This window comes from Pseudomonas asgharzadehiana, assembly GCF_019139815.1.
GTDB lineage: Bacteria > Pseudomonadota > Gammaproteobacteria > Pseudomonadales > Pseudomonadaceae > Aquipseudomonas > Aquipseudomonas asgharzadehiana.
On sequence record NZ_CP077079.1, the window covers coordinates 375,687 to 396,431 of the forward strand.

Sequence of the window (20,745 nt, forward strand, 5' to 3'; positions counted from 1 at the left end):
TCTCCAGGAGCACCCTGTGAACATACTTTCCAAAACCCTGCTGTCCGGTCTCACCGCCGCAGCCCTGCTGACCGTGGCCGGTTGCGCCACCGAAAGCAATCGCGCGATGCCGGTGGAGCAAGTGGCCAGCGCCCACATCGCCTATTCCGGCGTGCGTGTGCCGATCGCCGTGGGCAAGTTCGATAACCGCTCCAGCTACATGCGCGGCATCTTCTCCGACGGCGTCGACCGCCTCGGTGGCCAGGCCAAGACCATCCTGATTACCCACCTGCAGCAGACCAACCGCTTCAGCGTGCTGGACCGCGACAACATGGGCGAAATCTCCCAGGAAGCCGCGATCAAAGGCACCGTGCAGAAGCTCAAGGGCGCGGACTACGTGGTCACCGGCGACGTGACCGAATTCGGTCGCAAGGAAACCGGCGACCGCCAGTTGTTCGGCATCCTCGGCCGTGGCAAGACCCAGGTGGCCTACGCCAAGGTCGCGTTGAACATCGTCAACATCAGTACGTCGGAAGTGGTGTATTCCACCCAGGGCGCCGGTGAATACGCGCTGTCCAACCGTGAAGTGGTCGGCTTCGGCGGCACCGCCAGCTACGACTCCACCCTCAATGGCAAGGTGCTGGACCTGGCCATGCGCGAAGCGATCAACCGCCTCGTCGACGGCATCAACGCAGGCGCCTGGAACCCGCGCAACTGATTAACAGCATCTCAAGGAGCAGTACACGGATGAGCAAGGCAGTGAAATTAGCGCTGACGCTGACAGCAATCGCGCTGGTGACCGGGTGCCAGTCGGCGCCCCCACCGCTGTACCAATGGGAAAGCTACCAGCCGCAGGTTTACGAGTACTTCAAGGGCGAGCCCAAGGAAGCGCAGGTCGAGGCGCTGGAGCGTGACCTGCAAAAGATCAACGCCAGTGGCCGCAAGGCGCCGCCGGGCTACCACGCCCACTTGGGCATGCTGTACCTGAGCATGGGCAAGGACGACCAGATGGTGCAGGAGTTTCGCACCGAGAAGGCACTGTTCCCTGAGTCCGCCGCGTACATGGACTTTCTGTTGAAAAACGCCAAAGCCGGAGTCGCCACCAAATGAGCCTGTTAAAACTCACCGGCGCCTTGCTGGCCCTGGCTCTGCTCGGCGGTTGCGCAGCGCCCAAGACCATTGATTACACGGCCTACAAACAGGCGCGGCCCAAGTCGATCCTGGTGTTGCCACCGATCAACGAATCGCCGGAAGTGCAGGCGTCCTATAGCCTGGTTTCGCAAGTGACCTATCCGTTGGCCGAAGCCGGCTACTACGTGTTGCCGATTGCGCTGGTGGACGAAACCTTCCGCCAGAACGGTTTGACCACGGCCAACGATATCCAGGGCGTACCGCCGACCAAGCTGCATGACATCTTCGGCGCGGACGCGGCGTTGTACATCACCGTCAGCGAATACGGCACCAAGTACATGCTGATCTCCAGCGACACCGCCGTGACCGCTTCGGCCAAACTGGTCGACCTGCGCACCGGCACCACGCTGTGGACCGGCTCGGCACGGGCCTCCAGCGAAGAGGGCAACAATAACAGCGGCGGTCTGGTGGGCATGCTGATCACCGCAGCGGTCAAGCAGGTAATCAACAGCTCCACCGATGCGGCGCACCCGATTGCCGGTATCACCAGTGCTCGGCTGCTGTCGCCGGGGCAACGCGCCGGGATTCTGTACGGGCCGCGTAACCCCAAGTACGGCACCGACTGAGTTGCCGAACATGCGTTTGCCGGCCGCTGCCGGTCAGCAAACGCTGGCGCCCCGTCAGTTCACCAGAATGTCCTTCGGCCTGATCACTTGCGAGCTCTTGACCAGGAAGTCCGCAGATCGTTTGCCGGCAAGGTCTATGGCGACGAAGTAGCGATGGGTGCTGGGGTTGTAGCTCACGATTGTCTCGCCGGCACGCCCGGTGAATGCCGTCACGAGGGTAAGGCGCGCATTCGCCTTTTGCTCCAGGCCGCGCAGGTCCAGTTTGTCGATGCCGCTGGTGAAGTCCATGATTTCATCCGCGGCTTCAGGCGTGGAGTCGCTGGCGTGGTTATAGACGAATATGTCGGCGCCCCTGCCGCCGCGTAACTGGTCTGCGCCGAACCCACCCGTGAGCCGGTTATTGGCGTCGTTACCGATCATGACGTCATGACCGGAACCGCCGACGGCGTTTTCGATGGTGCAATCACGGGCGATAGAGACATTGCCCTGTAAGCCACCCACATCGGAGAACGAGCCGGCCCTGAGGTTGATGACCTGATTGTTGCCGTAACCCGAAACGTCCAGCGTGTCGTTGCCGGCGCCGTCCCAGATGCAAAAGGCGGCGCTATCCCGGTAGCTTGCGAGGGAGTAGTAATCTCGTCCGCTGTTGGAGTTGAAGCCGTAGGTGTTGTCTTCCCGCCGGGTTTGACGATTGGCGCCGTACAAGGTTTGAGCGGCGCTGATGTCGTCCATCATCGGGGCTTTTGGCTCACCCTCAAGCTGTTTGCCGCTGCTCCGCGCCTCGAAGTAACTCATGACGGTATGGGCTTTTGAGTCTTGTGCGTAGACGCGCTGATCCTCGGACGCGGTGAGGTTGTAGTGACCTGGATGCGTCAGGCCGAGGGTGTGGCCGATTTCATGGGTGAGAGTCGGGCGTTTCACGAAATGCGGGTTGAAAACGGTATCGCCGCTTTTGGAATGGCGCCCGGGAAAAAAGCCTTGGGCGGTCTTTTCGGTGTCTGAGATTTGAAACGACAACCGCCCCTCTGTCTGTGTGCCGTTTTCAGTGAACGCCAAGTTGGCGACATCCCCCCAGGACTGGATGGCGCGCCGGGCCTCTTGTTTTTGAGCCTCGTTGAAGCCGCCGGCGCCCTGCACAAAGCTGTAGGCGATTTCGGTCTGGCCGTTTCGGTTCCAGTCCTGCCACTTACCGGTTCCCTGGGTGAGCTGCTCAATGGCGCGCTGTTTGTAAAAGGACTGCTTGTTGATCCGGGCCACGTGCGGGTCGTCCAAGCGCTGGGTAGCGTCATAGTGGGCGGTTTGAGTGGCAGTGGTGGGCAGGTGGGTGCGGCGGTTTTGTGGGGCCGAGTGCTGCTGGGCCGAGCGCACATAGCGGTGCGGGGTCGAGGGCGCATGGAATGGCCGCAGGGTTGTCCGCGAGGCGGTCTGCCCGGAGGGCCGCTGAGCCGGCTGAGGGGTGGGGGTGTAGGGGTTAAAAGACGGTGTGGAATCTATTCTCAAGGTCGTGGTTCCGCTGGGTTATTTGCACCTGTCCATACGTGATAAAGCCCGCAAGCTTCCTTCTTGCAAGGGCAAAACTGCCAGTGCCAGCGAGAATTTCCAAAGGTGGATGTATGTCCGCATAAAACCTTTTTTGCGGCGTTCATGAGCGGTTGAACAGGGTGTTTGCGGGTGGGCGGCCCCGCCATTTCAGCGCTGACCCCCGTCACTGCCGGGCCGGCGACCATGGTTGGATGTGCTCGGTGCGACCCGCTCGGATTTTTCCAGATTCACCGTTGATTAACCCGAACACCTGACGCTTTGCGTCTGACCTTGTGAGCGAATCATTCACACATGAGGTTAAGCCAATGTCCCGTCCTCTTTCCCACCTGCGTCCTGCTGCCCAAGGCTTTGCCGTGACCCTACTGGTCGCTCTGGCCGGGTGTGGGCTGTCTTCATCGCCTGGCTTGGTCAAACCGGCCGAACCCACCCCAGTCGCCGAGCCGCAGCGCGCGCATGTCGAGGGCGCCTTGGTCAAGCGCATGGCCATGCCCGCACCGATGCAGTTGCAGGAGTCAGCCGCGATGGACTATCGCAGCGAGCCCCGTGAGCAATATGCCAACCTGCCGGACAACCCGGTGCATCGCGTTGCCGAAACGCCGGTCTCCACCTTCAGCGTCGATGTCGACACCGGCAGCTACGCCAACGTACGACGTTTCCTCAACGCAGGCCGCCTGCCGCCCGAAGGCGCTGTGCGATTGGAAGAAATGGTCAATTACTTCCCCTACCACTACGCATTGCCCACCGACGGTTCGCCGTTCGGCGTGACCACCGAAGTCGCGGCCACGCCGTGGAACCCGCGCACGCAACTGCTGCGCATCGGCATCAAGGCGTCCGAGCATGCCGTGGCCGAACTGGCGCCGGCCAACCTGGTGTTTCTGGTGGACGTGTCCGGCTCCATGGACCGGCGTGAAGGCTTGCCGCTGGTGCAAAGCACGCTGAAATTGCTGGTCGATCAACTGCGCGAGCAGGACCGCGTTTCTTTGGTGGTGTACGCCGGCGAATCCCGCGTGGTGCTGCCGCCCACCTCGGGCCGCGACAAGGCCAGGATCCGCAACGCCATTGATCAACTCACCGCCGGCGGCTCCACCGCAGGCGCATCCGGTATTCAACTGGCCTACCAGATGGCCCGCGAAGGTTTTATCGACAAGGGCATCAACCGCATCCTGCTGGCCACCGACGGCGACTTCAACGTGGGCGTCAGCGACTTCGACAGCCTCAAACAAATGGCCGTCGATCAGCGTAAAAGCGGTGTGTCGCTGACCACCCTCGGGTTCGGTGTGGATAACTACAACGAACACCTGATGGAGCAACTGGCCGATGCCGGCGACGGCAACTATGCCTACATCGACAATCTGCGCGAAGCGCGCAAGGTGCTGGTAGACCAGCTCAGCTCGACCCTCGCCGTGGTGGCGCGGGATGTGAAGTTGCAGGTGGAATTCAACCCGGCCCAGGTCAGCGAATACCGCTTGCTGGGTTATGAAAACCGCGCCTTGAAGCGTGAGGATTTCAACAACGACAAAGTGGATGCCGGCGAAATCGGCGCGGGGCATACGGTGACTGCGCTGTACGAAATTGTGCCGAAAGGAGAGAAGGGCTGGCTGGAGCCGCTGCGCTATGCCACCGCGCCGGCCGCTGAAGGTAAAACCGATGAGCTGGCGATGGTACGCGTGCGCTACAAGCCTGCCGCGGGTGGTGACAGCCGCTTGATCGAGCGGCCCGTGAGCGCCAAAAGCACCAAGGCCAGCGATGACCTGCGCTTCGCGGCTGCCGTGGCTGCTTTCGCGCAACAGCTCAAGGGTGACGGCCGCTACACTGGCGGCATGCGTTTGAACGACACCGCCGCGCTGGCCCGCTCGGCACGGGGCGACGACCCCTTTGGCCTGCGCAATGAATTCGTGCAACTGGTGGAATTGGCCCAAAGCCTGAAACACTGATCTGGACTATGACAATGATCCACTGTGGCTGACAGAAAGGAGTTCACCCATTAGATGGCCGTACCCGACGACCCACCCAGCGACGAATCCCTGCTGGCCCGCTACCGCACTGGCGACGCCGCTGCGTTCGAAGCCTTGTATGCGCGCCATCGCCAGGGCCTGTACCGTTTTCTCGTGTCTCTGTGCAACAAGGCCGAACTGGCCGAGGAAATCTATCAGGAAACCTGGCTCAGCCTGATCCGCAGCAGCACCCAGCCACAAGGCCGGGCGAGCTTTCGCACCTGGTTGTTCCAGATTGCCCGCAACCGCCTGATCGATCATTGGCGCAAGCACGGCGTCCACAACCCGTTGCACGACAGTTACGATGAACAACTGCACGCCCAGGCCGACGACAGCGCCGGCCCCGAGCAACAGTTGAGCCTGAGCCGCGACCAGGCGCGCCTCGACGCGGCCTTGCAAGACTTGCCCGAAGACCAGCGCGAAGTGTTCCTGCTGCGTCTGCATGCTGATCTTGAAGTGCCGCAAATCGCCGCGCTCACCCACACGCCGCTGGAAACCGTAAAAAGCCGCTTGCGCTACGCCCAGCAGAAATTGCGTCGCCTGCTGGCCGAGGAGGTACCTGTATGACTGACCCCCGACACACTCCCGACGACGAGCTGATCCAGCATTTTCGCCAGCACAGCACCGGCGAGCCGCCTGCGTCTCTCGACGCTTTCATTCTTAATGCCGCCCGCCGCGAAGCGCCTGCGCCGCAACCGAGCCTATGGCAACGCTGGCTGCACGCCTGCCAACGCCCGCGCTGGCAAATGGCGTTCGCCACCGTGGCCGGTTTGGCGCTGATGATCGGTGTGGTCATGCGTTCGCCAGTGCCACAGCCCAACATCCCCACCGCGACGTTCTCCGCTTTGCACGAAGACGCCGCACAGCCCGCACCACAAGCGTTTTCCGCACCGGCGCCGGCGCCCATGGCACGGATCGCCGCTGCGCCCAAGGCCGAAAGTGCGCCGGTACAGGCTGAAATTGCCGGCGCGCTGGCGGATCAGTCCGTGGCAAAAATGCGCAAGCGCGCGCCCGTTGCGCGGCCTTCGCTGGAGCAAGGGCTGCGGGAAATTATCCGATTGCGTGAGGCGGGCGACAGCAAAGCCGCGGATGAACAGTTACTGGCGTTGCACGCGCGCTTTCCCAACGAAGATCTGCCGGCACGCCTGGAGGCGTTGCAAAAGCGTTGAACCGGCGCCCACAGCAAAGCCCCAGGCCTGCCGACCTGGGGTTTTTTTATACTCCGCCGTGCTGCTGGTACCACGCCACCGTGTCAGTGACTGTTTGCTCCAGCGCGCGAAAACTCAGGCCAAGCTCCTCTTCGCTCTTGCGGTGGTTGAACGAAGTGCGGTGCTCCTCGCGTACCAACAACCGCAGGGTTGCCATGCTCAGCAAGATGGGTTTGCCGGTCAGGTAGGCATAGGTCTCTTGCACGGCGGCCAGCACGTACAGCGCGGGCAATGGCAGTTGCCGGGACGGTGTCTTGACGCCGGCGATGCGCCCCAGCAGCGGGATCAGTTGGCGCATGGTCAAGTTGCGGCCGGCGGCGAGATACCGTTCGCCGCGTCGTCCGTTCTGGGCGGCGGCAATGAGTGCCCAGGCCACATCGCGGGCGTCGACCAGCGAAAAGGTGCCGGGGATCAACCCCGGCAGTTTGCCGTTGATCACATCCTTGACCAACTGCCCCGAAGACGTCGGCCCACGGTCGCCAGGCCCCCACATCCAGCCGGGCAGTACCATGCATGCGTGCATCTGGGGATGGGTTTGCACAAACCTCAGCACCTCTCGCTCCGCGAGGATCTTGCTGCGGTAGTAGTCGTCCGCATCGGCTTCGGCGCGCAGGCATGTCTCGTCGATAGGTGTACCGGGCGCGCCATCGAGCACGGCAATCGAGGAGGTGTGGACAAAGCGTCTTACCCCCGCGTCATAGGCCTGCTGGAGCAGCGCTTGCGTGCCGGCGACGTTGATTCTTTCGAGCTCCTCCCAATGGCTGCCGCCCTTGTAGTTATCGCGAAAGAACGCCGCACAGTGAAACACCGTGTCGCAGCCCCGCATGGCCGCTGCGAAGGCGCCGACATCGGCCATGTCACCCACCACCCGTTCCACTTGCGGCAGGTCGCTGAACTGCTGCTCACCCTTGGACTGCGTGCGCACCAGCGCCTTGACCGCGTAGCCGCGCGCGACCAGCTCGCGTACCAGGTTGTTGCCCAGCAAGCCGGTGGCGCCGGTCACAAAGGTGCTGCGCAAGCGATGGGGGTTCGTGTTCATACAGGCCATACCCAGTGTTTAGAAGGCCGCTAGATATACCGCTGAGACCGCATGTGAAAAACGGCGACTGCTGCATAATGGCTTTGCATATTTGCAGACCAGGGATAAACACAGGTATGGCGTTGCAAGCAAATTGGGATGATCTTCGTCTGCTGTTGGCCGTGTCGCGACGGGGCAGCTTCCTGCAGGCCGGTCAGTTGCTGGGGGTGGCGGCGTCCACTGTGGCTCGGCGCTTGACCCAATTGGAAGCCGCCCTGGGTGAGCCTCTGGTTGAGCGCGGGGTCGAGGGCTGCCGGCTGACGTCGCGGGGGCAGTCTTTGGTGGACGTGGCGCTGGCGGCCGAAGCCGGCCTGCGCCGCCAGAACCTGATTGAGAAGGACGGCGCGCAGGCGGCGCTGAGTGGCACGGTACTGGTCAGTGCCGGCGAAGGTTTTTCGGCCTCGATACTGCAAGCGGCAGAGCGTTTTACCCGCTTGCACCCTGGCTGCACCGTGGAACTGCAGGTCACCACGGACTTCCACAAAATCGTGCGCGGCGTGGCCGACATCGCCGTGCGCACCGCGCATCTGGGCGAGCCGTCGTTGATCTATCGAGCGCTGGGCACGCTCGACTACGGCGTGTTCGCGGATGCCGCTTATCTGCAGCGGTGCCCGGCGCTCACCCCGGCCACGGCGGCCAGCATCGCCTTGCTGCCGCCGCTGGACCTGTTGCCGCACATGCGCGCGGCGAAGGCGGCGGGGCTTGACCATGCCTTGATCCGCGTGAGTTCGTTCAACGTGCAGCTTGAATCGGTAAGGCGCGGCATGGGCGTGGCGGTGCTGCCGCGTATCCTGGCTGAGGGCCTGAGCGAGATTTTCGCGGAGATTGAACTGCCGCCCATGGACGTCTACCTGGTCACCCGGCCCCAGGCGTTGAAACAGGCGCATATCCACGCGTTCTTCACCCTGCTCGAGCAGGTGCTGCGCGAGGCCCTGGCAGCGTAGATAGACCTTTCTAAAGGCTCAAACGCCTCACTACAACAGCCTCTCTCAGCGCCTTGCGTCAATGATCATGCGCACGGCCAGGCCGGCCAGCACCGTGCCCATCAGCCAGCGCTGCACCCACTGCCATACCGGCCTACCCGCCAGGAACGCCGCGATGGAACCCGCCGTGATCGCGATCACGGCATTGACGCTCACGCTGATCATGATCTGGGTAAAACCCAGCACGATGGATTGCGTCAGCACACTGCCGGGGCCGGTGGGGCTGATGAATTGGGGCAGCAACGACAGGTACATCACCGCGACTTTCGGGTTCAGCAGGTTGGTCACGAAGCCCATCATGAACAACTTGCGTGGCCCGTCGCGCGGCAGGTCCCGCACATGGAACGCCGAGCGCCCGCCCGGCCTCACCGCTTGCCAGGCCAGGTACAACAGGTAGAGCGCACCGCCGAGCCTGAGCGCGTCATACGCATAGGGCACCGCCATTAGCAGCGCGGTAATACCCAGCGCCGCGCAGAACATGTAAACGACAAACCCCAGCGCCACGCCGCCCAGCGAAATCAACCCGGCCAGCGGCCCTTGGCAGATCGACCGCGAAATCAGGTAGATCATGTTCGGGCCGGGCGTGAGCACCATCGCGAGGGAAATCAGACCATACGCCAGCAAGTTGGACAGTTCGGGCATAGGTTGACTCCTGGTGGGTACGCCGTTGCGCGGGTTGGATGCGCCTGATGGTAGGGCGGTCCAAGGGCAGGCGTTAGATACAGATGAGCGGACAAAACGTCATACAGGCGCGGTGGGCAGATTCAAACGTGAGACGCAACGTCTCAGCGTCTCGTGGCGGCCTCGCGTGGCCTGACATGGCGCGTCTCATTGGGCCGCGCCACCCGCCACCTTCGGCGGCCTATTCAAGCGCTCTAGGAAACGGCTGTTCAGGCACTCCAGCGGACCTGGCACCGGCCTTGCTCTGGCTCTGGCAACCTGCCCGATGCGCCGGTACCCACCGTTTCAAGGAGACTTCGCGATGAGCCTTTCGAACACCCCGCAACGCAACATGCGTGCCGCCGTCTGGCACGGCCGCCACGATATTCGCGTCGAAGACGTTCCGCTGCCCGATTCGCCTCCTGCCGGTTGGGTGCAGATCCGCGTGCAATGGTGCGGCATCTGCGGCTCCGATTTGCATGAATACGTGGCCGGCCCGGTGTTCATCCCGGTCGACGCCCCTCACCCGCTGACCGGTATCAAGGGCCAGTGCATTCTCGGCCATGAGTTCTGTGGCGAGATCGTCGAACTCGGCGCCGGTGTGCAAGGTTTCAGCGTCGGCGAACCGGTGGCGGCCGACGCCTGTCAGCATTGCGGCACCTGCTACTACTGCACCCACGGGCTGTACAACATCTGCGAGAACCTGGCCTTCACCGGCCTGATGAACAATGGCGCCTTCGCCGAACTGGTCAACGTGCCGGCCAACCTGCTGTACAAACTGCCGGCGAACTTCCCGGCCGAAGCCGGGGCACTCATCGAGCCACTGGCGGTGGGCATGCACGCCGTGAAAAAAGCCGGCAGCCTGCTCGGGCAAAACGTCGTGGTGGTAGGCGCCGGCACCATCGGCCTGTGCACCATCATGTGCGCCAAAGCGGCCGGGGCGGCGCAAGTGATTGCCCTGGAAATGTCCAGCGCCCGCAAGGCCAAGGCCAAGGAAGTGGGCGCGACCCACGTGCTCGACCCCAACCAGTGCGACGCCCTGGCCGAAGTCCGCCGACTCACCGGCGGGCTCGGCGCCGACGTCAGCTTCGAATGCATCGGCAATAAGCACACAGCCAAACTCGCCATCGACCTGATCCGCAAAGCCGGCAAATGCGTACTGGTGGGCATCTTCGAAGAACCCAGCGAATTCAACTTTTTCGAACTGGTAGCGACAGAAAAACAAGTGCTGGGCGCACTGGCCTACAACGGCGAATTCGCGGATGTGATCGCATTTATCGCCGATGGCCGGCTGGATATCACGCCGCTGGTGACCGGGCGTATCCAGTTGGAGCAGATCGTGGGGCAGGGCTTCGAGGAACTGGTTAAAAACAAGGAACACAACGTGAAAATCATTGTGTCGCCGGCTCGGGTCTGAGGGGCGCAAGTGAGGCAGGATTCATTGTCTGCCTCCTTTGCCCGTCGAAATCACCCTGAGGTCGCGCGTGAGCGTGAAGTGGCGATGACCGCACCGCTGATGATCAACACCGCGGGAATCATCAGGATCGGCCTGGCATCGCTTTGCCCCATGGCAATCAGCAGCAGCGTGGAGAACAGCGGCGCCAGGTAAGACAGCGCGCCAAGCATCGACAGGTTGCCGTGCTTGGTCGCGTGGTCCCAGGCGAAAAAAGCCAGGCCGACCGGGCCCAGCCCCAGGCCGATGATTGCTCCCCACTGGCCTGGGTCCGGCCGCACCGTGGTTTCGAAAGCCAGATGGCAGAGCCCTCCGGCTACCGCCACCAGCCCGCAAATCCCCCCGATGATGCTGCTCGGAACATGGCTGAAGCGCCGATTGAACACCGAATAGATCGCCCAGACCCAGGCGCAGGCAAAGGCAGCGGCGTAACCCATCACCGGCATCGACGCACTGTCATTCCGCGCCCGCAACTGCATGATGAAGGCCGTCCCCGCTAAGCCGAGCAAAGCGCCGAGCAACTGGCGCTTGCGCAACGATTCGCCGGTGGCAAAGCTCGACAACAGCACGATCAACAGCGGCCACAAAAAAGCAATCAGACTGGCTTCAGCCGCAGGTGCGGCTTTCAGGGCAAAGAAATACAACGCGTGATAAACGAAGATACCCGCAAACCCAGTTGCCCACACCGGCCAGGGCTGGCGCCAACTGCTGAACCCGGCAGCGCCACGCAGCCCCAGCATGCACAGGCTGGTCACGAACGCGACCGCGAAGCTCGACGCCAACAACTGAAAGGCCGGGATCCCGGCGGTCAAGGTGGTCAGGAGCGCCAAAGACGCCCACAAAAACACGGCAATCACCCCAATCAGCGTCGCACCGACGGCGCCCTTGGCAAGAGTGATGGATGGGTTGGAAGTGCTCATGCAAACCCCTCTGCGGATAAACCTCAAGCGGGAACAATAGAAAGCTCAGGCGAGCGAGTATTGATCAGACCCGCCAAAAAATTGTTCAGGGCTGCTATTTTTTTTCAGTGGTGTCGCGCTTGTTTACGCACAGCGGCCGGCGTCATGCCGCGCGCTTTCTTCAGCGCATGGGTTAACGCACTCTGGTCGGCGTATCCGGCGCGATGCGCAATATCAATGATCGACAAAGACGTCTGGCGCAGCAGGTCAACGGCCAGATTCAAGCGCAAATTCGCGATATGCGCGAACGGGGTTGTATGCAGATGCTGCCCAAACAACACATATAATCGCCGTTCGCTGGTGCCCGCATAGCGCGCAATATCACGCACTGTCAGAGCGTTGCCCAGGTGCTGCTCACTATAGGCCAACGCCTTCGCGAGAATAAGCTGCCCAAGGTCATTCGGCGCCACGTCGGGCTGTAGCAAAGAGTCCAACAGCAACCGACTCCATGACTCGGCCATCGCTAGTGAACCGATCAACCGTGCCCCGTTGCTGCTGGCGTAATCGAGCAAATGCCGTATATCCGGCCTGACCGCAAAAAAGCGCTTGTCATTGAGCAGGTCAAATTCCGCGGCAGCGCTTTTATGCGCTTCGCCACGGTCAGTGGGCACATCCACCACCAGGAAACTGTTATGGGTGTCGGCCAGAAAGGTATGCCGGGAGCCCGCAGAAATCACCACGCCCTGGCTGGCATCGACCTTGCCACCTCGCCCGTCGACTTCAATCTCCATCGACCCGGATTGGGAGAGCACTATTTGATGGAAGTCATGCTGGTGAAGCTCGACCTGACCGGAGTAGGAGCGTAGCCAGAGAGCGAAGGGTTGGGGGTTGGGGGTGCTCATCCGTGGGGGCTCCGGAGGGTGAGGGGGTATCGTACGTTAGTGGTTTGTTTGGATGCCAGGCTATCGTTGGGTGGGATTTGTGGAGGGGAGGTAATGGGGAGCTGCAGAAACAAGAAAGCCCGCACAGGGCGGGCTTCTTGGGGTGTTTCGTAGACTGTCTGAGACAGCCCGAGACTGCTATATGGTGCACCCGGCGGGATTCGAACCCACGACCCCTGCCTTCGGAGGGCAGTACTCTATCCAGCTGAGCTACGGATGCTTGTGCGGGCGACATCATACCCATGTCGACCTTGGGCGTCCATGCCGGTCTTTGGGGGCCTGCCGGTAGGATTTTCCTGAACAAAGGCCCTGCGCCGAGCCTTGCGAACGTTGCGCGTAAACCCGGCCCCGCTACGCTGATCAGATAAACCCCGCAAATGCGCCGTTTTCGTTCTTTTTTTCGAACAGACTATTGCCCTGTACCCCCATTGATCCTAGGATTCGTTTGAGATTTCAAACGCTCTGTCTCCCGTGCGCGATTCATTCGATCTTGCGCACTGGGGCTGATTTCCCTGACGGCAGCCCACAAGGCGCCTTTCAACAACTCTAATTCGCTCCGCGTGCGCGCGGTGCTGTTAAGGAAAGCCGACATGCAGCTCAAAGATACCCAGTTGTTCCGCCAGCAAGCCTTTATCGATGGCGCTTGGGTCGATGCGGACAATGGTCAAACCATCAAGGTCAATAACCCGGCCACGGGCGAGATTCTCGGTACCGTGCCGAAGATGGGCGCCGCGGAAACCCGCCGTGCCATCGAAGCCGCCGACAAGGCGCTGCCGGCCTGGCGCGCACTCACCGCCAAGGAACGCGCCAACAAGCTGCGTCGTTGGTTCGAACTGCTGATCGAAAACCAGGACGACCTTGGCCGCCTGATGACCCTCGAACAAGGCAAGCCGCTGGCCGAGGCCAAGGGCGAAATCGTTTACGCCGCGTCCTTTATCGAGTGGTTCGCCGAAGAAGCCAAGCGCATCTACGGTGACGTGATCCCCGGCCACCAGCCCGACAAGCGCCTGATCGTAATCAAGCAGCCGATCGGCGTGACTGCTGCGATCACCCCGTGGAACTTCCCCGCTGCGATGATCACCCGTAAAGCCGGCCCGGCCCTGGCCGCCGGTTGCACCATGGTGATCAAGCCTGCTTCGCAAACCCCGTTCTCGGCCCTGGCCCTGGTTGAGCTGGCGCACCGTGCCGGTATCCCTAAAGGCGTGCTGAGCGTGGTCACCGGCAGTGCCGGCGACATCGGCGGCGAGCTGACCAGCAACCCTATCGTGCGTAAATTGTCCTTCACCGGCTCGACCGAAATCGGTCGCCAGTTGATGGCCGAATGCGCCAAGGACATCAAGAAAGTCTCCCTGGAACTGGGCGGTAACGCGCCGTTCATCGTGTTCGACGACGCCGACCTGGATAAGGCCGTCGAAGGCGCGATCATTTCCAAGTACCGCAACAACGGCCAGACCTGCGTCTGCGCCAACCGCCTGTACATCCAGGATTCGGTGTACGACGCGTTCGCCGAGAAGTTGAAAGTGGCGGTGGCCAAACTCAAGATCGGCAACGGTCTGGAAGACGGCACCACCACTGGCCCGCTGATCGACGAGAAAGCCGTGGCCAAGGTTCAGGAGCACATTGCCGATGCGCTGAGCAAAGGCGCGACGCTGCTGGCCGGTGGCAAGGTGATGGAAGGGAATTTCTTCGAACCGACTATCCTCACCAACGTGCCGAAAAACGCCGCAGTCGCCAAGGAAGAAACCTTCGGCCCACTGGCGCCGCTGTTCCGTTTCAAAGACGAAGCCGAAGTGATCGCGATGTCCAACGACACCGAGTTCGGCCTGGCGTCGTACTTCTATGCCCGCGACCTGGGCCGTGTGTTTCGTGTGGCGGAAGCCCTGGAATACGGCATGGTCGGCGTCAACACCGGGTTGATCTCCAACGAAGTGGCGCCGTTCGGCGGTATCAAGGCCTCGGGCCTGGGCCGCGAAGGCTCCAAGTACGGGATCGAGGATTACCTGGAAATCAAATACCTCTGCCTGGGCATCTAAGCCCCGGTTTGGCATGGCTGTAAACGCAAAGGGCACGAGAGCGCTGACCCTTTGCGTGTTTCAACCCGTTATTCGTAGTGGCCGGGAACGCTGTGGCAGTCGATCATCGCATGCTGTCGCAGTTGCCTCCCCGCCACGTATTCCTTGAACCGCGCCACCCGATGAGTGGCGAATGAGGACTTTATGAGCAAGACCAACGCATCCCTGATGAAACGCCGCGAAGCCGCTGTACCGCGCGGTGTTGGCCAGATTCACCCGATCTTCGCCGAATCGGCGAAGAATGCCACCGTGACCGACGTTGAAGGTCGCGAGTTCATCGATTTCGCCGGCGGTATCGCCGTGCTGAACACCGGCCACGTGCACCCCAAAATCATTGCGGCCGTGACCGAGCAACTGAACAAGCTGACTCACACTTGCTTCCAGGTGCTGGCCTACGAGCCGTACGTTGAGGTGTGCGAAAAAGTCGCCGCCAAGGTCCCGGGTGATTTCGCCAAGAAAACCCTGCTGGTCACCACCGGTTCCGAAGCCGTGGAAAACGCCGTGAAAATCGCCCGTGCCGCGACCGGCCGTGCGGGTGTGATTGCGTTCACCGGCGCTTACCACGGTCGCACCATGATGACCCTGGGCCTGACCGGCAAAGTCGTGCCTTACTCGGCCGGCATGGGCCTGATGCCGGGCGGAGTGTTCCGCGCGCTGTACCCCAACGAACTGCACGGTGTGAGCGACGACGATTCCATCGCCAGCATCGAACGCATCTTCAAAAACGATGCCGAGCCGCGTGATATCGCTGCCATCATCATCGAGCCGGTGCAAGGTGAAGGCGGTTTCTACGTCGCGCCTAAAGCCTTCATGAAGCGCCTGCGCGAACTGTGCGACAAGCACGGCATCCTGCTGATCGCCGACGAAGTGCAAACTGGCGCCGGTCGTACCGGAACCTTCTTTGCCATGGAACAGATGGGCGTTGCCGCCGACCTGACCACCTTCGCCAAATCCATCGCCGGCGGCTTCCCCCTGGCCGGTGTGTGCGGCAAGGCCGAATACATGGACGCCATTGCTCCCGGCGGCCTGGGTGGCACTTACGCCGGTAGCCCGATCGCCTGTGCTGCTGCGCTGGCGGTGATGGAGGTATTCGAAGAAGAACACCTGCTGGACCGCTGCAAGGCTGTGGGTGAGCGCCTGGTGACGGGCCTCAAGGCCATCCAGGCCAAGTACCCGGTGATCGGTGAAGTGCGTGCCTTGGGCGCGATGATTGCGGTCGAGTTGTTCGAAGATGGCGACAGCCACAAGCCGAACGCCGCTGCCGTGGCTGCCGTGGTGGCCAAGGCGCGTGACAAGGGCCTGATCCTGCTGTCATGTGGTACTTACGGCAACGTGTTGCGCGTACTGGTACCGCTGACCTCGCCGGACGAGCAGTTGGACAAAGGCCTGGCGATCATCGAAGAGTGCTTCTCCGAGCTGTAAGCGCACGCTGTACAGATGACACAAAAAACCCGCTTCGGCGGGTTTTTTGTGCGCCGGCCAGTACGCAAAAAAACGGTGGGAGGGGGGCTTGCTCCCGATAGCAGTCGCTCAGTCAGCACATCTGATACTGACCCACCGCTATCGGGAGCAAGCCCCCTCCCACCGTTTATGATCGGCGTCAGCCGGCAACGACGCGGTTTTTGCCCAGGCGCTTGGCCTCGTACATGGCGGCATCGGCGCGGGCGAACAGCCTGTCCAGGCTCGGGTCCGCGTCGGTGAGGCTGGCCAGGCCCTGGCTGATGGTCACGCTGAACGCCTGGCCTTCATAGCTGAAACTCAGTGCCTGGATCTCCTTGCCCAGGCGCTCGGCCACTTGCAGCGCCATGTCTGGCGCACAACCTGGCAGGACGGCGGCGAACTCTTCGCCACCAATGCGCCCGAACAGGTCGCCCCGGCGCAACACGCCTCGACCGCTCTCAGCGATACGCCGCAGTACCTGGTCGCCTTCCAGGTGGCCGTAGGTGTCATTCACGTCCTTGAAGTCATCGATATCCAACAGCAGGAAGGCCAGCGGCGCGCCTTGGGCGCGGGCGTTGTCGAAGGCATGGTTGGCGCATTCGAAGAAGTGCCGGCGGTTGCTGCTCTGGGTGAGCACGTCAGTGGTGGCGAGGCGGTGCAACTCAAGCTCAAGCTGCTTCTTGTCGGTGATGTCTTCGGCCATGCCGACCACGACCAACGGTTCGCCGGGCACCACTTGCTGGTTGATGTAGCACTTGTCGCTCAGCCAGCGGATCTGCCCGTCGGCAGTGATGATGCGGTACTCGCGGTCCTCCACGGCACCGCGTTCCAGCACGCGGGCCAGGCTTTGTTCCGCGCGGTCGAGGTCTTCGGGGTGAATGCTGTTGCGCCATTCCCGGTGGTCGGCCAGCAGCAGGCCGGCGGAACGTCCAAAGATGCGCTCATAGGCCGGGCTCACATACAGCACGCGGCGGGTTTCCCAATCGATGGCCCAAAGCACCGCATTCACGCTCACCAGCAACGAACTCAGGAGCTGTTCGCGTTCACTCAAACGCTCGACTTCGCCCTGGGCATGCACCAGCGCCAGCAGGGTCGCAGCCGCGGCCGGACGCGGATGTTCAGCGACGGGAGGATCAGATACGTGAGGTTTTTCGTGAACCATCGGCACAACTCTCTCTGGGCGCGCCGCAAGATGGAGCAGCGGTCACAACAAGGGGCCACCATGATGGCGAAGTGTTCATTGAGAGAGGCGATTTGCAGTGAAGTTCCGTCAACGGTACCGATTGGCGGTGCCCGGTAAATGACGTCAAAAAGCTGGTGGGTGGGAGGGCGGGCCCTCCCACGGCACGGTCAGACCGCCGCAGGACGCAGCGAGTAGGTCTTCAATTGGTGAGCGAAATCCCGCAGGGACTGGATGCCGCTGGCCTCGGCTTCGTGCACCCATTCCTTGATGGCGGCGAGCATATCGTGGCCATTGGTGCTGGTCTTGAGCCAGATCTGTTGCAGGGCCAGGCGCTTTTCATAGATCACTTTCAGGGCCTGGCTGTGCTCCAGCATGCCTTGGATACGCAGGTGATGGCGGTCATCCAGCAGGCTGGTTTCACGCGACAGCAGGCGCTTGGCGCGGTGGAACTGGTGGCGCACCGAGTGATCGACTTTTTCCAGCTCTTGCTTGACCAGCGGGCCGATCACCAACTTGCGGTACTGGGCCATGATCTGGAAACGGTTGTTGAGGATCGCCATGGCGGTGTCCATGTCCAGATGGCCCTTGCCCTCCACGCGGTGGGCAATCGGCGCCACGCGCTGCACCTTGGCCAGGCGCAGGAAGCTGAACAGTTTGATCCACGCCCAGCCCAGGTCGAATTCCCACTTCTTCACCGACAATTTCGCGGAATTGGGGTAGGTGTGGTGGTTGTTGTGCAGCTCTTCACCGCCGACGATGATGCCCCACGGCACCAGGTTGGTCGCCGCGTCACGGCATTCGAAGTTGCGGTAGCCCACGGCATGGCCCAGGCCGTTGATCACGCCGGCGGCCCAGAACGGGATCCACATCATCTGGATGGCCCAGATGGTGATGCCGATGGTGCCAAACAGCAGCAGGTCGATCACGCCCATGATGGCAACGCCCAGCAAGGGGTAAGGCGTGTAGATTTTTCGTTCGATCCAGTCGTCCGGGCAGTTCTTGCCGTAGATACGCAGGGTTTCGGGGTTTTCCGCCTCGGCGCGGTACAGTTCGGCACCTTTGCGCAGCACGGTGGACAGGCCCTTGATCACCGGGCTGTGGGGATCATCGACGGTTTCGCATTTGGCGTGGTGCTTGCGGTGGATGGCGGTCCACTCGCGGGTGTTCTGTGCCGTGGTCAGCCACAGCCAGAAGCGGAAGAAGTGTTTCAGGCCGGCATTGAGCTCCAGGGAGCGATGGGCTGAATAGCGATGCAGATAAACCGTGACCCCGACAATGGTCACGTGGGTCATCAACAGAGTGACTGCCACCAGTTGCCAGGCTGACAGGTCAAGAAAACCGTTGTACCACATAGGCTGTATGGCCCTCAGATAAAGAAAAAACCAGCTCACGCATTATCACTAAGCCCACAAAGAAAACCAGCCGCCCTTTCAGATAGAAGTGACTGGATGTTTCTTATTCTATAATCCGCAACCTTTGTAGGGCGATGCTGTTTTTTAGTAAGGATTACTGACCATATGCTGTTTTCATACCGAGGTGCCGCGCGTGCCGGGCTGGTATACCTGCTGGTTTCGATCGCCTGGATTGGCATCTCGGGCCACCTATTGATCGAATTTGTCGATAACCGGAGTGACCTGAACCTGTGGTTGCAGGTGCGCGGCTATCTATGGGTGGCCTGCAGCGCTTTGGTGATTTACCTGATGAGCGCCCGGGTTGCCCACGCCCACCAGCAACAACAGCCCCTGCAGGAGAACCGTGAGCGCCTGCGCCAGGCCGCTGCCGTGTTCGATTGCACCCGCGAAGGGGTACTGGTTACCGACGCCCGGGGCCTGATTGTGCATGTGAATCGGGCGTTTATGGAGATCACCGGCTACCGGTGCGAAGACGTCATGGGCCAGCAGCCCAGCCTGTTCAAATCCGGGCGCCATTCGTCGAGTTTCTACCAGCACATGTTCCAGGCCCTGGAGCACTGCGGTGAATGGAGCGGTGAAATCTGGAACCGGCGTAAAAGCGGTGAGATTTATCCACAGTGGCAGACGATCCGGGTGATTCATGACGATCACGGCCAGGTCAGCCAGTATGTCGCGGTGTTTTCCGACATCAGCGCCATCAAGGACTCTGAACATGAACTGGCCCACCTGGCCCATCATGACCCCCTGACCGACCTGCCCAACCGCCTGCTGTTCACCGACCGCGCCGAGCAGGCCCTGGCCTCGGCGCAACTGCATAAACGCGGCTGCGCCCTGCTGTTGCTGGATTTGGACCACTTCAAGATCATCAACGACAGCCTCGGCCACAACGTCGGTGACCAGTTGCTCAAGCTGGTGGGCGAGCGGCTCAAAGGGCTGCTCGGCCCTGGCGTAACCCTGGCGCGCCTGGGGGGCGATGAGTTCGCAGTGCTCGCCGAAAGTTGCTCACAGGTGGTGCAGGCCGCCGCATTGGCCCAACGCATGCTGGATGTGATGAAGCAACCGTTCATCTTCGACGGCCACCAACTGTTTATAAGCGCCAGCATCGGCATCAGCCTGTTCCCCAGCGATGCGCTGAGCGCCGAACAACTGCTGCGCAACGCCGATTCTGCGTTGTTCAAGGCTAAAAGTGTGGGCCGCGAAGGCTACGCCTTGTACACCGAAGAACTCACGGCGCACGCACAAAACCGTGTCGAGATCGCCAGCGAACTGCGCCGCGCCCTCGACCAGCACGAGCTGCGCGTTTACTACCAGCCGGTGCATGAACTGCACGGCAGCCGCCTGATCGGCGTCGAAGCCCTGGTGCGCTGGCAGCACCCGGAACGCGGCCTGGTGCCTCCGGTCGAGTTCATCCCCATCGCCGAGCGCACCGGCTTGATCGCGGATATTGATGCCTGGGTGATGGACCAGGCGTGCCGTCAGATGTGCCAATGGCTGGCCGACGGCGCACCGCTGACATTTATTGCAATCAATGTGTCCAGCCGCCTGTTTGCCCGGCGTGAACTGTACGAGCAAGTGGCCCAGGTGCTGCACGACACGGGCCTGGACCCGGCGTTCCTTGAGCTGGAAGTCACCGAAAGCGCGGTGATGGATGACCCCGAAGTGGCCCTGGAACAGCTGCATCGTCTGCGCGAACTGGGCCTGCGCCTGGCCATCGATGATTTTGGTACCGGTTATTCCTCGCTGCTGCGCCTCAAGCGCCTGCCGGTGCAGAAGCTCAAGATCGACCAGGGCTTTGTTGCCGGCCTGCCGTGGGACGAAGACGACGCCGCGATTGTGCGCGTGGTCATCGCCTTGGCGAAAAGCATGGGCATGCAGGTACATGCCGAGGGCATTGAGCAGGTCGAGCAGGCGCGGTTCTTGTTGCAGCAGGATTGCGACATGGGCCAGGGGTACTGGTTTGGGCGGCCGATGCCGGCGAATGAAATCGACTGGTCACGAGCCCCCGCGATCCAGCCTTGAAATGCATCAACCTGTGGGAGGGGGCTTGAACCCGATAGCGGTCTGTCAGGTGCCTCAGTTCTGCCTGATACACCGCTATCGGGAGCAAGCCCCTCCCACTTGATGCCTAGATCGGCACGCAACCC

18 protein-coding genes and 1 tRNA gene are annotated in these 20,745 nt (G+C 61.7%); 11 read left to right on the forward strand and 8 right to left on the reverse strand.

The genetic code is table 11. The annotated features are described in order from the left end of the window. The first annotated feature begins 16 nt into the window (after window positions 1-16). From KSS96_RS01685 to KSS96_RS01695, 3 genes are read left to right on the forward strand one after another with little or no spacing between them, the layout of a single operon-like run. A complete protein-coding gene (locus tag KSS96_RS01685) occupies window positions 17-697 on the forward strand; it encodes a CsgG/HfaB family protein (RefSeq protein ID WP_017526116.1) in 681 nt (226 codons plus the stop codon). 29 nt (window positions 698-726) lie between these two features. Further along, complete coding sequence (locus tag KSS96_RS01690) at window positions 727-1,089, forward strand: DUF4810 domain-containing protein (protein WP_017526115.1); 363 nt, start codon at window positions 727-729, stop codon at window positions 1,087-1,089. After that, window positions 1,086-1,736, forward strand: coding sequence for a DUF799 domain-containing protein (locus tag KSS96_RS01695; protein ID WP_017526114.1), 651 nt, complete (start codon window positions 1,086-1,088; stop codon window positions 1,734-1,736). Before KSS96_RS01690 ends, KSS96_RS01695 begins: the two co-directional genes overlap by 4 nt. A gap of 54 nt (window positions 1,737-1,790) precedes the next feature. Here KSS96_RS01695 and KSS96_RS01700 read toward each other — a convergent pair whose 3' ends face one another. Further along, window positions 1,791-2,993 carry a M10 family metallopeptidase C-terminal domain-containing protein gene (locus tag KSS96_RS01700; protein WP_223271483.1) on the reverse strand — a complete coding sequence of 401 codons (1,203 nt, stop codon included), beginning with the start codon at window positions 2,991-2,993 and terminating at the stop codon, window positions 1,791-1,793. A 590-nt stretch (window positions 2,994-3,583) separates the two neighbouring features. On the opposite strand from KSS96_RS01700, the gene KSS96_RS01705 reads away from it, so the two are divergent. The 3 genes from KSS96_RS01705 to KSS96_RS01715 are packed head-to-tail and all read left to right on the forward strand — an operon-like array spanning window position 3,584 to window position 6,441. Next, window positions 3,584-5,212 (forward strand): vWA domain-containing protein, encoded by a 1,629-nt coding sequence (locus KSS96_RS01705; RefSeq protein WP_135196965.1) that lies wholly within the window; start codon window positions 3,584-3,586, stop codon window positions 5,210-5,212. A 54-nt stretch (window positions 5,213-5,266) separates the two neighbouring features. Continuing rightward, window positions 5,267-5,839 carry an RNA polymerase sigma factor gene (locus tag KSS96_RS01710; RefSeq protein ID WP_065876845.1) on the forward strand — a complete coding sequence of 191 codons (573 nt, stop codon included), beginning with the start codon at window positions 5,267-5,269 and terminating at the stop codon, window positions 5,837-5,839. Then, on the forward strand, window positions 5,836-6,441 hold the full coding sequence (locus KSS96_RS01715; RefSeq protein ID WP_217855600.1) for a hypothetical protein: 606 nt from the start codon (window positions 5,836-5,838) through the stop codon (window positions 6,439-6,441). The genes KSS96_RS01710 and KSS96_RS01715 overlap by 4 nt, the downstream gene beginning before the upstream one ends. Before the next feature lie 46 nt (window positions 6,442-6,487). Here the strand turns inward: KSS96_RS01715 and KSS96_RS01720 are convergent, their stop codons facing one another. Beyond that, on the reverse strand, window positions 6,488-7,519 hold the full coding sequence (locus tag KSS96_RS01720) for an SDR family oxidoreductase (protein ID WP_217855602.1): 1,032 nt from the start codon (window positions 7,517-7,519) through the stop codon (window positions 6,488-6,490). Window positions 7,520-7,635: 116 nt separating this feature from the next. Here KSS96_RS01720 and KSS96_RS01725 point away from each other — a divergent pair, with 116 nt between their 5' ends. Next, a complete protein-coding gene (locus tag KSS96_RS01725; RefSeq protein ID WP_217855604.1) occupies window positions 7,636-8,502 on the forward strand; it encodes a LysR family transcriptional regulator in 867 nt (288 codons plus the stop codon). 45 nt (window positions 8,503-8,547) lie between these two features. Here KSS96_RS01725 and KSS96_RS01730 read toward each other — a convergent pair whose 3' ends face one another. Further along, entirely contained in the window at window positions 8,548-9,183 is a 636-nt protein-coding gene (locus KSS96_RS01730) for a LysE family translocator (protein ID WP_065876841.1), read from the reverse strand. Window positions 9,184-9,553: 370 nt separating this feature from the next. Here KSS96_RS01730 and KSS96_RS01735 point away from each other — a divergent pair, with 370 nt between their 5' ends. Next, window positions 9,554-10,618: a 2,3-butanediol dehydrogenase gene (locus KSS96_RS01735; RefSeq protein ID WP_223271488.1), complete on the forward strand. Its 1,065-nt coding sequence runs from the start codon at window positions 9,554-9,556 to the stop codon at window positions 10,616-10,618. A gap of 50 nt (window positions 10,619-10,668) precedes the next feature. Here the strand turns inward: KSS96_RS01735 and yddG are convergent, their stop codons facing one another. From yddG to KSS96_RS01750, 3 genes are all read right to left on the reverse strand, one after another. Next, complete coding sequence (yddG, locus tag KSS96_RS01740) at window positions 10,669-11,574, reverse strand: aromatic amino acid exporter YddG (protein WP_065876840.1); 906 nt, start codon at window positions 11,572-11,574, stop codon at window positions 10,669-10,671. Window positions 11,575-11,678: 104 nt separating this feature from the next. Next, window positions 11,679-12,455 (reverse strand): AraC family transcriptional regulator, encoded by a 777-nt coding sequence (locus KSS96_RS01745; protein ID WP_065876839.1) that lies wholly within the window; start codon window positions 12,453-12,455, stop codon window positions 11,679-11,681. A gap of 182 nt (window positions 12,456-12,637) precedes the next feature. Beyond that, a tRNA-Arg gene (locus tag KSS96_RS01750) sits at window positions 12,638-12,714 on the reverse strand. Between the two features lie 370 nt (window positions 12,715-13,084). On the opposite strand from KSS96_RS01750, the gene gabD reads away from it, so the two are divergent. Both gabD and gabT read left to right on the forward strand, forming a co-directional pair. Then, window positions 13,085-14,527, forward strand: coding sequence for an NADP-dependent succinate-semialdehyde dehydrogenase (gene gabD, locus KSS96_RS01755; RefSeq protein ID WP_017526105.1), 1,443 nt, complete (start codon window positions 13,085-13,087; stop codon window positions 14,525-14,527). Window positions 14,528-14,710: 183 nt separating this feature from the next. Then, window positions 14,711-15,988 carry a 4-aminobutyrate--2-oxoglutarate transaminase gene (gabT, locus tag KSS96_RS01760; RefSeq protein WP_017526104.1) on the forward strand — a complete coding sequence of 426 codons (1,278 nt, stop codon included), beginning with the start codon at window positions 14,711-14,713 and terminating at the stop codon, window positions 15,986-15,988. A gap of 178 nt (window positions 15,989-16,166) precedes the next feature. On the opposite strand, the gene KSS96_RS01765 is transcribed toward gabT, so the two are convergent. Continuing rightward, window positions 16,167-17,168, reverse strand: coding sequence for a GGDEF domain-containing protein (locus KSS96_RS01765; protein ID WP_026067125.1), 1,002 nt, complete (start codon window positions 17,166-17,168; stop codon window positions 16,167-16,169). A 188-nt stretch (window positions 17,169-17,356) separates the two neighbouring features. After that, window positions 17,357-18,541 carry a delta-9 fatty acid desaturase DesA gene (desA, locus tag KSS96_RS01770; protein WP_017526102.1) on the reverse strand — a complete coding sequence of 395 codons (1,185 nt, stop codon included), beginning with the start codon at window positions 18,539-18,541 and terminating at the stop codon, window positions 17,357-17,359. A 165-nt stretch (window positions 18,542-18,706) separates the two neighbouring features. Here desA and dibA point away from each other — a divergent pair, with 165 nt between their 5' ends. Then, window positions 18,707-20,620 (forward strand): phosphodiesterase DibA, encoded by a 1,914-nt coding sequence (gene dibA, locus KSS96_RS01775; protein ID WP_135196890.1) that lies wholly within the window; start codon window positions 18,707-18,709, stop codon window positions 20,618-20,620. Window positions 20,621-20,745 lie beyond the last annotated feature (125 nt).

What these genes read in the sequence shown, in the direction of transcription:
- KSS96_RS01690 (WP_017526115.1), top strand. Translation starts at nt 727, where the DNA reads ATGAGCAAGGCAGTGAAATTAGCGCTGACGCTGACAGCAATCGCGCTG.
- KSS96_RS01695 (WP_017526114.1), top strand. Translation starts at nt 1,086, where the DNA reads ATGAGCCTGTTAAAACTCACCGGCGCCTTGCTGGCCCTGGCTCTGCTC.
- KSS96_RS01705 (WP_135196965.1), top strand. Translation starts at nt 3,584, where the DNA reads ATGTCCCGTCCTCTTTCCCACCTGCGTCCTGCTGCCCAAGGCTTTGCC.
- KSS96_RS01710 (WP_065876845.1), top strand. Translation starts at nt 5,267, where the DNA reads ATGGCCGTACCCGACGACCCACCCAGCGACGAATCCCTGCTGGCCCGC.
- KSS96_RS01715 (WP_217855600.1), top strand. Translation starts at nt 5,836, where the DNA reads ATGACTGACCCCCGACACACTCCCGACGACGAGCTGATCCAGCATTTT.
- KSS96_RS01720 (WP_217855602.1), bottom strand. Translation starts at nt 7,519, where the DNA reads ATGAACACGAACCCCCATCGCTTGCGCAGCACCTTTGTGACCGGCGCC.
- KSS96_RS01725 (WP_217855604.1), top strand. Translation starts at nt 7,636, where the DNA reads ATGGCGTTGCAAGCAAATTGGGATGATCTTCGTCTGCTGTTGGCCGTG.
- KSS96_RS01730 (WP_065876841.1), bottom strand. Translation starts at nt 9,183, where the DNA reads ATGCCCGAACTGTCCAACTTGCTGGCGTATGGTCTGATTTCCCTCGCG.
- KSS96_RS01735 (WP_223271488.1), top strand. Translation starts at nt 9,554, where the DNA reads ATGCGTGCCGCCGTCTGGCACGGCCGCCACGATATTCGCGTCGAAGAC.
- yddG (WP_065876840.1), bottom strand. Translation starts at nt 11,574, where the DNA reads ATGAGCACTTCCAACCCATCCATCACTCTTGCCAAGGGCGCCGTCGGT.
- KSS96_RS01745 (WP_065876839.1), bottom strand. Translation starts at nt 12,455, where the DNA reads ATGAGCACCCCCAACCCCCAACCCTTCGCTCTCTGGCTACGCTCCTAC.
- gabD (WP_017526105.1), top strand. Translation starts at nt 13,085, where the DNA reads ATGCAGCTCAAAGATACCCAGTTGTTCCGCCAGCAAGCCTTTATCGAT.
- gabT (WP_017526104.1), top strand. Translation starts at nt 14,711, where the DNA reads ATGAGCAAGACCAACGCATCCCTGATGAAACGCCGCGAAGCCGCTGTA.
- KSS96_RS01765 (WP_026067125.1), bottom strand. Translation starts at nt 17,168, where the DNA reads ATGGTTCACGAAAAACCTCACGTATCTGATCCTCCCGTCGCTGAACAT.
- desA (WP_017526102.1), bottom strand. Translation starts at nt 18,541, where the DNA reads ATGTGGTACAACGGTTTTCTTGACCTGTCAGCCTGGCAACTGGTGGCA.
- dibA (WP_135196890.1), top strand. Translation starts at nt 18,707, where the DNA reads ATGCTGTTTTCATACCGAGGTGCCGCGCGTGCCGGGCTGGTATACCTG.